General features: G+C 46.5%; 15 protein-coding genes. 11 read left to right on the forward strand and 4 right to left on the reverse strand.

What is annotated here, in order from left to right; all coding sequences use genetic code 11:
* Positions 1 to 21 precede the first annotated feature (21 nt).
* From AKG39_RS13365 to AKG39_RS13390, 7 genes are all read left to right on the forward strand, one after another.
* Positions 22 to 3,138, forward strand: a complete 3,117-nt coding sequence (locus AKG39_RS13365) for an EAL domain-containing protein (protein WP_050740902.1) — start codon at positions 22 to 24, stop codon at positions 3,136 to 3,138.
* An 82-nt stretch (positions 3,139 to 3,220) separates the two neighbouring features.
* Positions 3,221 to 5,113 (forward strand): FUSC family protein, encoded by a 1,893-nt coding sequence (locus AKG39_RS13370; protein WP_050740903.1) that lies wholly within the window; start codon positions 3,221 to 3,223, stop codon positions 5,111 to 5,113.
* Positions 5,114 to 5,241: 128 nt separating this feature from the next.
* Entirely contained in the window at positions 5,242 to 6,186 is a 945-nt protein-coding gene (locus AKG39_RS13375; protein ID WP_050740904.1) for a tyrosine-protein phosphatase, read from the forward strand.
* Between the two features lie 64 nt (positions 6,187 to 6,250).
* A complete protein-coding gene (locus tag AKG39_RS20110) occupies positions 6,251 to 6,409 on the forward strand; it encodes a hypothetical protein (RefSeq protein WP_160316195.1) in 159 nt (52 codons plus the stop codon).
* 80 nt (positions 6,410 to 6,489) lie between these two features.
* On the forward strand, positions 6,490 to 6,978 hold the full coding sequence (locus AKG39_RS13380) for a flavodoxin family protein (protein WP_050740905.1): 489 nt from the start codon (positions 6,490 to 6,492) through the stop codon (positions 6,976 to 6,978).
* A gap of 10 nt (positions 6,979 to 6,988) precedes the next feature.
* Positions 6,989 to 7,528, forward strand: coding sequence for a PadR family transcriptional regulator (locus tag AKG39_RS13385; RefSeq protein WP_050740906.1), 540 nt, complete (start codon positions 6,989 to 6,991; stop codon positions 7,526 to 7,528).
* A gap of 24 nt (positions 7,529 to 7,552) precedes the next feature.
* Positions 7,553 to 8,008 carry a hypothetical protein gene (locus tag AKG39_RS13390; protein WP_050740907.1) on the forward strand — a complete coding sequence of 152 codons (456 nt, stop codon included), beginning with the start codon at positions 7,553 to 7,555 and terminating at the stop codon, positions 8,006 to 8,008.
* A 191-nt stretch (positions 8,009 to 8,199) separates the two neighbouring features.
* On the opposite strand, the gene AKG39_RS13395 is transcribed toward AKG39_RS13390, so the two are convergent.
* Positions 8,200 to 9,396: a diaminopropionate ammonia-lyase gene (locus AKG39_RS13395; protein WP_050740908.1), complete on the reverse strand. Its 1,197-nt coding sequence runs from the start codon at positions 9,394 to 9,396 to the stop codon at positions 8,200 to 8,202.
* 248 nt (positions 9,397 to 9,644) lie between these two features.
* Between AKG39_RS13395 and AKG39_RS13400 the strand changes: the two genes are divergently transcribed.
* Both AKG39_RS13400 and AKG39_RS13405 read left to right on the forward strand, forming a co-directional pair.
* Positions 9,645 to 9,851: a helix-turn-helix transcriptional regulator gene (locus AKG39_RS13400; RefSeq protein ID WP_050740909.1), complete on the forward strand. Its 207-nt coding sequence runs from the start codon at positions 9,645 to 9,647 to the stop codon at positions 9,849 to 9,851.
* Positions 9,845 to 10,261 carry a DUF2178 domain-containing protein gene (locus tag AKG39_RS13405; RefSeq protein WP_050740910.1) on the forward strand — a complete coding sequence of 139 codons (417 nt, stop codon included), beginning with the start codon at positions 9,845 to 9,847 and terminating at the stop codon, positions 10,259 to 10,261. Before AKG39_RS13400 ends, AKG39_RS13405 begins: the two co-directional genes overlap by 7 nt.
* Before the next feature lie 264 nt (positions 10,262 to 10,525).
* Here AKG39_RS13405 and AKG39_RS13410 read toward each other — a convergent pair whose 3' ends face one another.
* From AKG39_RS13410 to AKG39_RS13420, 3 genes are all read right to left on the reverse strand, one after another.
* Complete coding sequence (locus tag AKG39_RS13410; protein ID WP_050740911.1) at positions 10,526 to 11,242, reverse strand: ABC transporter permease; 717 nt, start codon at positions 11,240 to 11,242, stop codon at positions 10,526 to 10,528.
* A complete protein-coding gene (locus AKG39_RS13415) occupies positions 11,239 to 11,955 on the reverse strand; it encodes an ABC transporter ATP-binding protein (RefSeq protein ID WP_050740912.1) in 717 nt (238 codons plus the stop codon). The genes AKG39_RS13410 and AKG39_RS13415 overlap by 4 nt, the downstream gene beginning before the upstream one ends.
* Positions 11,956 to 12,046: 91 nt before the next feature.
* Positions 12,047 to 12,586: a PadR family transcriptional regulator gene (locus AKG39_RS13420; protein WP_050740913.1), complete on the reverse strand. Its 540-nt coding sequence runs from the start codon at positions 12,584 to 12,586 to the stop codon at positions 12,047 to 12,049.
* 199 nt (positions 12,587 to 12,785) lie between these two features.
* Here AKG39_RS13420 and AKG39_RS13425 point away from each other — a divergent pair, with 199 nt between their 5' ends.
* Both AKG39_RS13425 and AKG39_RS13430 read left to right on the forward strand, forming a co-directional pair.
* On the forward strand, positions 12,786 to 12,953 hold the full coding sequence (locus tag AKG39_RS13425; RefSeq protein WP_050740914.1) for a 4Fe-4S binding protein: 168 nt from the start codon (positions 12,786 to 12,788) through the stop codon (positions 12,951 to 12,953).
* Between the two features lie 15 nt (positions 12,954 to 12,968).
* Positions 12,969 to 13,172, forward strand: coding sequence for a DUF5320 domain-containing protein (locus AKG39_RS13430; protein ID WP_050740915.1), 204 nt, complete (start codon positions 12,969 to 12,971; stop codon positions 13,170 to 13,172).
* The last annotated feature ends 25 nt before the right edge of the window (positions 13,173 to 13,197 follow it).

Here is a 13,197-nt window from a genome sequence, read left to right on the forward strand (position 1 = left end):
AAAACTACAGGAGGATAAATGATGCTGCAGAATATCGTTTCAATTTTATTTTATCTGACCTTTATCCTTTATATTTTTCAGGGGCTCTATTGTCTGACTCTTAATAGAGAAGCCCGATTAAATCAGGTTTTTTTCTTTATGTGCCTGAGCTTTTCAATTTGGGCGTTTGGACTGGCGCTGTCCAATTCATTAAATAATTATGAGGACGTGCTCATGTGGCGCCGGTTCGCTTCATTTGGCTGGGGTGTGGCCTTTAGTTTAATTCTGCATTTTACTTTAATTTTGACCAAAGAGGATCAGGTATTAAGGTCTAAATGGATTTATTTTGCCCTTTATTTACCGGCTGCGGTCACCGTTCTTGTTTTTGGACTTTACGGAAATCTAGCCAATCAGCAATACAATTTAATCCATTCTGCAGCGGGGTGGGGGAATATTTCGGTAAATAATTTTTGGGGCATGGTTTTTAATAGTTACTATATCAGCTTTTCCCTGCTGACACTTTTTCTAATTTTCAAATGGTATAAAACAGCCGATGAAAGGGATCAGAAAAAACAGGCCTTATGGCTGTTTTGGGGATTTGCTGTGGCTTTGATATTTGGGACACTGTCGGAAAAATTGGCGAACAGCTATCTGAGTATTAAAATCCCATCACTGGCCCCAATGATTATTTTAATTCCGGTACTGACATTTGCTTATAATATAAAAAAATATGGTCTGATGACAGCCGAAGCTTCAAAAAAAATATGGAGCTCCACCGAGATTCTAAGCGATTATTCACATCGAACATTCATTCGATATTGTGCCATCGTTTATTTCATTATGAGTATTGTTATCCTCTGCCAGTGTTTTTTTTATACCACCGAGCTCTGGACGGACATGTTGCTCAGCACCATCTATGTTTTAATGGGCCTCATTGTTTACAGCCTGCCATATATGAGCTTGTCAGTCCCACATCAGGATTGGGTATTGACATTGGTTCTGGTGGTTACCATTCCCATTAGCTTAAGCAGCTTTACCGGGACTCAAATGACTAATATTTTGTGGCCGATGCCCCTGATTTTTTTCATAATGACGATTATATTCAATCGTCCTAAAATGTTTGTGGTTATCGCAGTGGTGACAACACTTACCGGTATTTTTGTGTATATAAGTGAGCCAGAGCAGACGATTCATGTGGGGGCCCTGGATTATATGGCCAGACTTTGCATTTATACCATGGCCATTATGTTGGCAGCCTATATCAATAAAGTCTATATCGTCCGAATAAAAGAAAATGATCAACAAATCGGGTTCCAGAAGATGCTGTCAAGCATTTCCACCAGCTTTGTTGCCGTAACCAGTGCCAACTTTGATGAGAAAGTAACGGATATGCTGCGAATGAGCAGCACTCAGACCAATGCCGATCAGGGGTTTGTCTTCATGTTTTCCGACGATAAAAAAAGCATTGGTCTGACGCATCAGTGGCTGGGGGAAGGTGCAGAGCCAATTGTCGGGAATCCCGGAAAATTCCAGAGTTCATCCCTGACCTGGCTTATGAACCAGTTGCTTAACAACTGCATTGTATATATAAAGTCACCGGAGTGTCTGGGGCCCGAAGCCTTGATGGAAAGGGACCTGCTCATAACCCGAAACGTCCAGTCGCTGATTTGTATTCCCATTCGCAGCAAAGACAGCATCATCGGGTGTATTGGATTTGATCAGGTTATCAGCAGCAAGAACTGGCAGGTGGACGATCATGAATTATTGAAGGTGCTTTCCAATATTCTGGCTGAAGCCATTGCAAAAGTGGAAACCGAAAAAGAAATAAATTATCTGGCCTATTACGATGCCCTCACCGGCCTGCCCAACCGGGTTCTTTTTACCAACCGGCTGGAACAGGCTGTTGAATTAGCAAAACTCACCGGGAAATTTCTAGGCGTGATTTTTATTGATATCGACGGCCTCAAGGAAGTCAATGACACGCTAGGACATGATTGGGGAGACTATTTACTCAACGACATTGGAAAGCGACTATTGGGCTGTATTAGAAAAGACGACACCGCGGCACGGTTCGGTGGAGATGAGTTTCTGATCATGGTGCCCCAGCTATCCTCGAGAGCAGATCTGAAAAATATCGTCAAAAAAATCATGGGCGTCTTTCAGGAACCCGCCATCGTCGAAGACCAGGAATTTTATGTCACCGCCAGCGGAGGTATTGCCATTTATCCCGAAGACGGCGAAAATGTCAATGTGCTTATAAAAAATGCGGATCTGGCTATGTATGCTGCCAAGAAAAACGGCAAGGGTCAGGTCGCCTTCTGTTCAACGGAAATGAAAGATGAGGTGCTAAAGAAAATGACCCTTTCCAACTGCCTGCACCGGGCTCTGGAAAGAAATGAGCTGCATCTCAAATATCAGCCCCAGGTCTGTCTCAAAACGCAGTCAATTATCGGTTTTGAAGCATTGCTCCGGTGGAATCACCCGGATCTGGGGCCCATTTCTCCAGTCGAGTTTATTCCCATTGCAGAGCAGACTGGACTCATCAACACCATTGGTGAATGGGTGCTCCTAAACGCCTGTGCCCAAAATAAGGCCTGGCAGGACCGCGGGCTTAAGCCGGTGCAAATGGCGGTTAACCTGTCGGTGGAACAGTTTCGCAACGGCAATGTGCTTGAGATGGTTAAAGGCTGTCTGGAAAAAACAGGTATGGAACCCCGGTATCTGGAACTTGAAATCACCGAAGGTATCGCCATGAAAGAATCCGGTTATATAGTGGAAAGCCTTCATGCCCTGAAAAAGCTGGGGGTGTCCATCAGCATCGACGATTTCGGCACCGAATATTCATCCCTGAGCCGGTTAAAAGACCTGCCGGTGGATCGACTAAAAATCGATATGCAGTTTATTCAGCGCATTGGCGTCAGCCGCAAAGATGAATCCATCATTGCGGTAATGATTCACCTGGCTAAAAGACTGAGGCTTAAAATCATTGCCGAAGGGGTGGAAACCGAGGCGCAGCTAAAGTTTCTCAAAGATGAAGGCTGTGATGAAATCCAGGGATATTACTACTATAAACCACTGCCCGGGGATGAAATCGAGGCAAACAGTGAACAGATGCGTTTGCTTGAAACTGACGCTATTTCCCCATTTATGATCCCCTAGTGCCGGGAAACTTAATACAAAAATCAAAATACATCAAAGAAAGCAAACCCATAAATATTCCGGGATTGGCGAGGTAATACAAATGCTTAAAAAAATAGGGAAACCGATGATGCTGTTTTTTATCATCATTCTGTTTGTTGGACTCTTTGGCTTCCTGTTCGGCAGTGATAATGTGACCATTGGCATTAGCACCGTGCTGGCGGTGCTGATGTATCTGTCAAGAGATCTGACCGCCACTCCGGTCAAAACTACCATCAAACTGATCCTGTTTAATGTCATCATGGGGCTGGTTGCCTATGTATCCTCGCTCAATCTCTTTCTGGCCATCCCCATCAATTTCATCAGCCTGTTCACCATTGCTGCCGCCTTAAGCTATACCATCAGCTCACCGATCTCGACGCCCTTCAGTATGCAGTACGTCTTTCTGATTGTGTCTCCGGTCAGCTTAGAAGCCCTGCCGCTGCGGCTGGCGGCGCTGGTTACCGGGGCGGTCATCATCATGGTCATTCAATGGCGGGTCAATCGGAATCGGGTGGCAGTGCAGAGTCGAAAAATTTTTCTGGAGATTTTAAAAAACCTCGGTCTTAAAACTGCCGGCATCAAAAACGGGGAAGACACGAAACCCGTCGATGAGGCAATCAGGGCGGCCGTCAGTCAGCTCAAGTGGATCCTTTACGACGCCCGGATCGATCATTATTATTTCACCGGAGAAAGCGAAAAAAACCTCGATCTGGCCATCGCTTTTGAACAGATCAACGATCTCCTGCCCCAGCTTGCGGATGTTTCGGACAACGATGCCCTGCTGGATGAATTGGGCCTTTTACTGAAACAAATCGGTGCTTATTTTGAAGAAAAAAATCGACCGGACCCTGCCGATATCGGGTTCGCTGCTTTTTTTGAAAAATACGGGAACGAGTCAACCGCTGAACTGGCGGTTCTTGGTGTAATCAGCCAGCTGGAATTTGTAAAGGATGGCCTGGAGGCTTCCGGTCAGCCGGATCCCCAGGCAAAATACCGACTCGCCAAGAGCCGCGATCCAGCCAGTCATTATCAGGTCGTAAAAGGGTATCGGGTCAAGCTTTCAATCGATGCATTAAGCCTCTCCTATGCCTTCCGGCTGGCTTTTGCCATCACGATCTGCGCTTTTTTAGTCAGCTACTTTCAGCTCGCACACGGCAGCTGGCTGCTATTTACCATTTCGTCGCTAACCTATCCTTTTTATGAAATATCCCGCAAAAAAACCGGATTGCGGATCGTCGGCACCATAATCGGTGGCGCAATCGTGGTTGTGATCTTTTCGATCCTGCATCTACAGAATGCGGGCCTGCTCGTGATGATCATCTCGCTGTTTCTGACGATTGTCTTTATGAATCAGTACGTTTATTCAATGATCTTTACGACCATCACCGCCATCAGTTCACTGGCGTTAATCGACAATGCCACCAATCTAAGCTTTGATCGCATTGTTTATGTGATCATTGGGGGCATTCTGGTGATGCTGTTGAGCAAATTTGTGCTGCCCTACACTGAGAAAGATGCCCGAAAAGATCTGCTTGATATGTATGATGAGATCATCGTCAATTTCTTTGAAGATATCAAAAACTCGGCCAATTACACCGCTGCCTTCAAACTCAAGATTATGAATCTGATGCTGACCACCACCCTGATCGAAGACAAACTGATGGCTTCCGATGACCCTGACAGCGTTGATAACCTGCAGGCCTTTATCAGCACACACCACAGGTTGATCATCCATATCGATCTGGTTTACCAGTGGCTTCTAAAAAATAAAGACGGCATCGACGATTTTAAAGCGATCTCCCTTTTTCTTTATAAGAGTGGCGACGCGGTTCTACGGGAAACGGATGACGGACTGATTGCTGATATTAAAAGGGAACATCCCCGGATCAGTCGGGTAGTGATTGGGGAATGCCTTGTCGTTTTTAGGGCTATGCATCAATTGAAATTGATATGAATTAAACAAATGCTGCGTTTGTCAAAACCTAAAGTGCGCGGTTAAACTTCACCTGCTCAGATACGCTTTGGTAACCCAGGCGAGTGGGCGAACGCTTTAAAATTTAAGATAAATGAGGAGAAATGACAATGAAAAGAAATAAGCGAATTGTTCTTTTGGGATTATGTATAGTGGCTTTGGCATGTGCCCCGGCATTGGCCGGATGTGGTGCTAACACTGGTGAAGAAGAGGCCGGAGATACCGGCGAAAGTAAGCAGATAGAAAATACTGTAACCTCGGAAAGTCAGACCATCGGATTAACCGGGGTTGGCAACGCCCGTCAATTGGGCGGCTATGTAACAACTGACGGAAAAAAAATCAAAGATGGCGTTTTACTGAGGACGGGGAAATTATCAGGAGCGGTTACCGAAGATATTGCCAGATTAACTGAAACGTATCACCTGACGGAAATCATCGATTTGCGGACAACCGCTGAAATTAAAGGCGCTCTGGATCCTGTCATTGCCGGCACCACTGCGGAACAAATTTCCATTGTTAATGAGAGTAGTCCGGCCTATTTAACAACGATATCCTATGTGAGTACCGGCGATCCGATTGCTGATGCAATCGCAACGGCAGAAAATGGAATCTTCAGTGAGACCATGTACTCAGGGCTTGTAACGGATACTTACGGGCAAAAGGGATACCGCGAATTTTTCGAAAAATTACTCGCCCATGAAGACGGTGCGTTTCTGTTTCACTGTAATGGTGGCAAGGATCGTACCGGTGTCGCCGCCGTATTACTGCTTTCTGCTCTTGGTGTTGACCAGGCGACGATTATGGAAGATTTTGCTCTGACCAATGATTTTTATGCGAAAGACATTGATTATCTGATCAGTGAAACTAAAAAAAGAACCGCTGATGCCAATACCATTGAAGATGTTTATGCCCTGGTTGGTGTTAATTCAAGCTATATGGAAAAAATGTTCGATAGCGTCGATGAAAAATACGGATCAATGGACAGCTTCTTAAAAGATGCCATCGGACTGACTGATGACGACCTGACAGTATTGAAAGATCGGTATCTTGAATAATTACTGCTAATCAGTGAAGGAATAGGGAAAAAATATAAAATTTTCGTTTGTTTCATTTTAAATCATGTATTCAAGATTTTTCGTGCCGATTATCAATCGCCCGCAACCCTGGGACATACACAAAGGTCCACGGGAAAATGCCCGACTTATGCCAATTACCCAGAAAGTTTTTATCTACAACCCCAAAAGCAGCGACGCCAATGTCGCTGCTTTTTTTATTTAAAATCACGCATTGACAAATAAAAAAAACATGGTACTATATATCTAAAAGATACTAAAAATATTCAAAAGGAGAATCGAAAAATGAAAACAGCCATTATCTATTATTCGCTGGAAGGAAACATGGACAGCATTGCACAAAAAATTGGTAGTGCCCATACTGCCGATTTATACCGGCTCATTCCCCAAAAAGAGTACCCGACCGGCAGGATCAGCAAGTATTTTTGGGCCGGAAAAAGTGCCACCTTCGGGGAAAAACCAAAACTAGTCAATGAGACCATTGATTGGGAAAAATACGATACCCTGATCATCGGCGGCCCGGTCTGGGCCGGAACATTTGCACCACCCATTCATACATTTCTTAAGGATTACAGCATCAGAGGAAAACAGATTATTCTGATCGCCACCCATGCCGGCGGTGGAGCGGACAAATGTTTTGCCAAGATGAAGGAATATTTAAAGGATAATGTCATTGTGGAAACTTTTCAGTTTGTTAATCCCCTGACTGTGAAAGATCCAGGCACCGATAAAAGTATCGAAAAAATTCAAAAACTGATTGCCCGGGAAAGGTAAGCTAGCCAGAATGAAAAAAAAGACACGCTACGTCATCCTTGGTTTACTGAGAGATGAAGCCATGACCGGATATGAAATTAAAAACTGCATTGACAGGAGAATGTCATTTTTCTGGCAGGAAAGCTATGGACAGATTTATCCCGAACTGAATGCCATGCAAAATGATGGGCTTTTGGATGCCCGGGAGGATCAGCAGTCCGGTAATCGGGTCAAATTCAGATATACCATTACCGAAAAAGGCCGTCAGGTGTTTAATGACTGGATGACCGAGGAGTGCGAAAAAGACACGGTACGAAGCGAAGCCTTCCTTAAATTCTTTCTTGCCAATGACAGCAACCAAGCGGATGTCATCCATCATCTTGAGAAATTCCATCAGCAGAACCGAGAGCGGCTGGAATCCTATGAGATGTTTATGAAGTCGTTCCAGGGATTGGAAGACATGCATAATCACAAATATATACTAAAAATGCTTGAGCTTGGCATCCGGCAGCAGCACTTATATTGTGATTGGAGCAGCGATTATATTGATGAGTTGAAGAATAATGACTGAAAAAACTGAAAAAGAAGGAGCGCCATGATACTAAAGAATTATAAAATAGGCTTTTCGCTCGCCGGACTGATGGCCGTACTGCTGCCCATGCTGCCAAGTATTTTCTGGGCGGTCATGCCTCCGGTAACAACGACCCTTCAGGACAATGATGCGGCGATCCCTGTCATTGGTTTGCTTGGCAGCGTCTGCCAGGTTCTGATGATTGCCATGCTGATCATGCTGATTAATAAAGAAGCGAAAGCGTCACCACAGAAAAAATGGATTGGGGGAATAGCCGTGATCTGTTTCATCGGTTATCTGCTTTCCTGGGTTATTTATTTTTCCACCGCCATTACCCCAATGCTGCTGGTAGGCATGGCCGTTTTGCCCTCCATTTATTTCATCGGGGTGGGCCTGTATCTTGGAAATTATCCGGCGCTCATCCCAACTGTAATATTTGCCGTCATTCACATTGCAACGACGGCGCAAAACTATTTATGATAGGATGCAGTCGGTTAATACCCGCCCCGACGGGATTAAACTAACCTTTGCTTAAAATCATACGCTTGTTCCGGTTCGGGGCGATTATCAATCGCCCGCAACCTCGGGTTGTACACCCCACATCCTCGGGCAACCAGCCAACGCATGCCAATTGCCATGGACGGTTTTATCAACAAAATCCCGATCAATTTTCACTCCGGTTTCTCTACAATCGCAGCATAGCCCTCGGGATCCGTGTCACCCTCGGTGCTGAAAAGCAGAACTGTCGAAAACTGGTCAAGCTGCAGCTCCTGTTTCAGGGCGGCGAGATTTTCATCCTCACACAACGCCATCAGCAGCCCCAGCCCGACCGCCCCGGATTCTCCGGAGATGATTTTTGTATCGGTGCCCAGGGGTTTGCCAAGGGTTTGCATCCCCAGTTCGGTGATCCTATCCGGGCAGCTGGCATAAAAGGCGGCGAAGTCCCTTAAAATCGGCCAGGTCAGCGGGTTGGGCTCACCGCAGTTTAAGCCGGCCATAATGGTGACCGGGTTGCCGTCAATGGCTTGAGGCTGGCCATTGCCAATTGCCACGGATTGATAGATACAGGCCACGGTGGACGGTTCGACAATGACGGTGACGGGCGGATCGTGCGGATAATAATGACTCAGATAGCCGAGGACACCACCGGCCATAGAACCCACCCCAGCCTGGAGAAAAACATGGCTGGGTTTTTTTTTGCCAAAATCCGATAATTGGGAAAGGGCCTCCCAGACCATGGTGGTATAGCCCTGGGTGATATGGTTGGGCACATCTTCATAGCCAGCAAAGCCCGTGTCCTGGATCAGCTGATAGCCGTTTTTTTGGGCCGTCTCCCAGGCCAGGCGCACCGTGTCGTCATAGTTTAAATCGGTGATTTCGACCGGGGTGTGATTGACCGCCCGGATGGCCTCGGCCCGGCAGGCCCGGGAGCCCTGGGGCATGTAAACAATGGCCTGGCACCCGAAAATCGAGGCGGCCCAGGCCACCGCTTTGCCGTGGTTGCCGTCGGTGGCAGTGATAAAGACCAGCTCCCTGGTCTGATGCCGAACCGCATCCGCGGTGAGATCGGCAAAATTAAGCTGCTCGCCATCGGCATCAATAAGTCCCGCAATGATTTTGGCCATGGCATAGACGGCTCCCAGCGCTTTGAAAGCGTTGAGCCCAAAACGCCGGGATTCATCCTTGACAAAAACACCGCCGATCCCCAGTTTCTGCGCCAGACAGGGGAGGGCGATTAACGGGGTTTGCTCATACATCGGCAGGGATTGATGAAAGGCCAGCACCGCCTGGACCGCGTCCGGGGACAGATCCGGGGTTAAGGCATGGCTGAAGCTTTTTCCGGGAATGATTTTGATCTGAGACTCCATTGTAAAACTCCTTAGATTGATTGAAAAAATGAGGGTCTTTATATAATACTAAGCTCATTAAACCATAAAATGATGAGCTTTAGTGTAAATATTCCGAAAAAAATTACAAGTCATAAAAACAGAGCAGCGCACATTCGTGAGCTGCTCTGTTTTTTTTGAATGGAAAGTTAGCTTGACATGATTCGCGAATCATGATATCTTATTTATGGAAAGTGCACTTTCCATTCTTTTGATAGCGAGGTAATACTGTGAAAAACAAGCTGGAAGAAATACGCAAGCAACGGGGCATCAAGCAGGAAGAACTGGCAACCGCTTTGGAGGTATCCAGGCAAACGATTGGCTCTCTGGAAAACGGACGATATAATCCATCGATCCTGTTAGCCTTTAAAATTGCCCTCTTTTTTGATAAGACCATTGAAGAAATATTTATTTATGAGGAGGAAAAACCATGTTGAAAAATCGCTCGTTTTATATTGTTCTGCTGACTATTGGTATTTGCTGCATTGGCATCAGCATTATTTTTAATGATGCCATGATGAAGCCCGTCGTCGGCAGCTTACTCGGAATCGGTGCTGGTTTGATTGGGATGAGTTTAGCAAATCTGGTCATGAAGCAGCTGGAACTTAATAATCCCGCCCTTGAAAAGCAGTCTCAAATCGATTTTCACGATGAACGAAACACCATGATTCGTAATCGGGCAAAGGCTAAGGCCGGGGACATAACCCAGTGGTTGATTATGGCCATTGCCTATATCACCATTCTGATATCCGCACCGTTATGGGTTACCCTGGCAGTGGTTATCGTGTTTCTTATTTATCATTTCATTGGTATTTATTTAATAAACAAATATCAAAAGGAAATGTGATCAATCATGGCATTGAGGTAAGTAAATGCCAATGCTATGGTCGCTGGGTTTAATGCAGGCGATGGATATCGTCTTTAGGTTGCGAGCGGGTACTACCCGCCCCTTGTATGATGCTTGTTATTCTCAATTGGGTGCTTGTCGTTCTCTGTGAATTTTGGTTCAAGGGGCGATTATCAATCGCCAGCAACCCCGGGTTGTGCATCCGACTGCTGATATTACCATTGTCCCCGGGACGGTTCTGCACCAACAACGGCCGCCAGCAAATCAGGCTTCGCTGAAGCCAAAGGATTTAACCGCCAAAAACAGGGTGATCAGCAGGATCAGCAGCAGCACCCCAATGCTGGCCAGCCAGCCGGTTACATCCATTAAAAAGCCGGTGCGCAGGCCGTTTACAAACCATTGGAAGGGGTTGAACGCGCTGATGAGCTGGACCCATTGCGGAGCGCTCTCCAGGGAATAAAACGCCGAGCTGCAGAGCAGGAAGGGCAGGGTGATTAAATTCGTGGCGATGCTGGCCTGGGCTTCGGATTTGCATAAACCCGAGATAAAGAAACTTAAAAACACATAACCCCCGGCTCCTAAAACACAGACCATCCCCATCATCAGCACCGACAGGATAGAAAGACGGAAATCGAAGACAATCGAGCCGACAGCCAGAACCAGTCCCGCGCATAACAGCGAAACCAGGATCCAGGCCCCGGAAACACTGAGGATGTAACGCCACAACGGCATCGGCGTCACTCTTAAAAGCTTGTACACCCCACGTTTTCGCTGGGCCAGCACCGAAAAAACCGTGGTGGTAAAGGCATAGAATAAAATGCCCGTGGCCATCATCCCGGTGGTAATCTGTAAGGCATATCCCGGCTGATGAATCAGCATTCCCAGGCCGATGGTTCCGGCAATGGGCATGATAATCGACCAAAACAGCAGAAACGGTTCCCGGGCAGCGGACCGGAGCGACAGGTTAAAAACAGTATTCATTGGAGGCCTCCTTTAAATTGTGATGGGGTCAGTTTCAGATATAGGGCTTCCAGATTGCCGACGCCATGTTTTGCCATGAGCGTTTCCGGTTTGCCGGCATCGACGATACGGCCGTCATTCATGAAAATCAGGCGGTCCGCAATCTGTTCCACCTCATCCATGTCATGGGATGAAAACAAAACCGTCTGGCTGTTTTGGGCCATGGTTTGAATCATTTCTTTGATTTCATATCGGGCCCGGGGATCCAGACCCGCCGTAGGTTCGTCCAGCACCACCAATTCCGGGTGATGCACAATGGTTACACCAATGGCCAGCCGCTTCTGCTGACCCAGGGACAGCTTGATGGCCGGGGTTTTTCCGGCATCAGCTAAATGACAGCTTTCCAGTTTTTCCTGGATCTGCTCCCGGCTTAATCGGGTATGGTACAGGGCTCCGAACAGCTTGAGATTTTCGGCGGCGGAATAGCCCTCGAAAAAGGGGGTGGACTGTAGCTGAGCGCCCACAAAACTCCGGTAATCAGGCCGCCAGTAAGCAATGCTGCCATCATCCGGCGGTAAGATCCCCAGGATCATGGCAATGGCCGTGGATTTGCCCACCCCGTTTGGCCCGATCAGAGCCAGCACCTCACCCTGTTCAATGTCAAAATCGATTCCTTTAATCACCGGTCTTCCATGAAAATTCTTCACCAGACCTTGGGCAGAAATAAGTTTCATTTTAAATTCCTCCTTGCTTCCCGTTGTTTACACAACGTTGACTATATATTTATTTTTTTCTCCCCCGATTAAGAGGGAGAAAAAGTTTGGACTATTTCTCTGATTCCAGCAACTGGATCGCCTTTTCCACAAAGGACTGCTGCTGTTTGACAATGGCAAACATGTTTTCAAAAATCAGGTTGGTCATCGGCGGGATATGGTTGCTCATGGCTGCATTTTTCAAGCGCATGCCGTTATCAAGTTCCGCATATTCCCTTGCCAGGGCATCCCGCTGATGATATAGCGCCGTTAAGGCATCATCATTGGAAATTTTTTCGATAAAAGACAGGCCCGAATACAAGGTTGAGGGATAGCTGACCGAAGATGCTTCGAGGCATTCACCGACCAATTGCTGCAGATGAGCCTGGCCTTTTTTGGTGATTTTATAAATGGCCTTTTGGCGATGGCCGGTTTGTTCAATGCTGTCAACTGCCACCAAACCTTCTTTTTCCATTTTTTTCAGGGCGTGATAAATGGAACCGATGAGGACTCCGCCCCAGCGTTCAGCGTCGGACAGCCGCAGCACCTGCTGAATATCATAGCCGGACAGAGGTTGAACATCAAGCATGCCGAGAACAAGTACACGTGTCAAATATTGTCACCTCCGATACTCTACGTTGAGTATTTTGTATTGATTATTGTACAATGATTAAACAGCGCTGTCAAGTATTTTTAAAAATAATCCATCGCCCTGACAGAAATAAGTTGCAAAATAGTTATTGACATATGTTCGTAATGGATGTAAGATAGTTATGAACATATGTTATATATAAAATAGAGGAGGCGGATCAATGGCAGCTGTAGTTAATCAAGAAGAATGTATCGGTTGTGGTAAATGTGAGGACGTGTGCCCCGTTGAAGCCATAAAAGTTGTAGAAGGCAAGGCCGCAGTCAGCGATGATTGCATCGATTGCGGTGCGTGCGTCGATGAATGCCCTGTTGAAGCAATCAGTTTATAAAAAGGAGGATAAAAAATGCCAGGAAAAGATGGAACAGGACCAGTAGGCGATGGACCAGCTCGCGGCAGAGGCCGTCGAATAGGACCCGACGGGCTTGTGGCAGCATCCACCGGATATTGCCTTTGCCCTAATTGCGGAGAAAAAGTGAAACACGTTCCGGGATTGCCATGTACATCAGTTACATGCCCCAAGTGTCAAACGATGATGATACGAGAATAGCAGCTAATTAGGTAATTGCGAAACT

This window comes from Acetobacterium bakii (genome assembly GCF_001263355.1).
Classification (GTDB): domain Bacteria; phylum Bacillota; class Clostridia; order Eubacteriales; family Eubacteriaceae; genus Acetobacterium; species Acetobacterium bakii.

Excerpts from the sequence above, each read along its gene's own strand:
- AKG39_RS13375 (WP_050740904.1), top strand. The coding sequence starts at position 5,242 with ATGAAAAGAAATAAGCGAATTGTTCTTTTGGGATTATGTATAGTGGCT.
- AKG39_RS13380 (WP_050740905.1), top strand. The coding sequence starts at position 6,490 with ATGAAAACAGCCATTATCTATTATTCGCTGGAAGGAAACATGGACAGC.
- AKG39_RS13385 (WP_050740906.1), top strand. The coding sequence starts at position 6,989 with ATGAAAAAAAAGACACGCTACGTCATCCTTGGTTTACTGAGAGATGAA.
- AKG39_RS20110 (WP_160316195.1), top strand. The coding sequence starts at position 6,251 with ATGTATTCAAGATTTTTCGTGCCGATTATCAATCGCCCGCAACCCTGG.
- AKG39_RS13410 (WP_050740911.1), bottom strand. The coding sequence starts at position 11,242 with ATGAATACTGTTTTTAACCTGTCGCTCCGGTCCGCTGCCCGGGAACCG.
- AKG39_RS13430 (WP_050740915.1), top strand. The coding sequence starts at position 12,969 with ATGCCAGGAAAAGATGGAACAGGACCAGTAGGCGATGGACCAGCTCGC.
- AKG39_RS13405 (WP_050740910.1), top strand. The coding sequence starts at position 9,845 with ATGTTGAAAAATCGCTCGTTTTATATTGTTCTGCTGACTATTGGTATT.
- AKG39_RS13370 (WP_050740903.1), top strand. The coding sequence starts at position 3,221 with ATGCTTAAAAAAATAGGGAAACCGATGATGCTGTTTTTTATCATCATT.
- AKG39_RS13365 (WP_050740902.1), top strand. The coding sequence starts at position 22 with ATGCTGCAGAATATCGTTTCAATTTTATTTTATCTGACCTTTATCCTT.
- AKG39_RS13390 (WP_050740907.1), top strand. The coding sequence starts at position 7,553 with ATGATACTAAAGAATTATAAAATAGGCTTTTCGCTCGCCGGACTGATG.
- AKG39_RS13425 (WP_050740914.1), top strand. The coding sequence starts at position 12,786 with ATGGCAGCTGTAGTTAATCAAGAAGAATGTATCGGTTGTGGTAAATGT.
- AKG39_RS13415 (WP_050740912.1), bottom strand. The coding sequence starts at position 11,955 with ATGAAACTTATTTCTGCCCAAGGTCTGGTGAAGAATTTTCATGGAAGA.
- AKG39_RS13395 (WP_050740908.1), bottom strand. The coding sequence starts at position 9,396 with ATGGAGTCTCAGATCAAAATCATTCCCGGAAAAAGCTTCAGCCATGCC.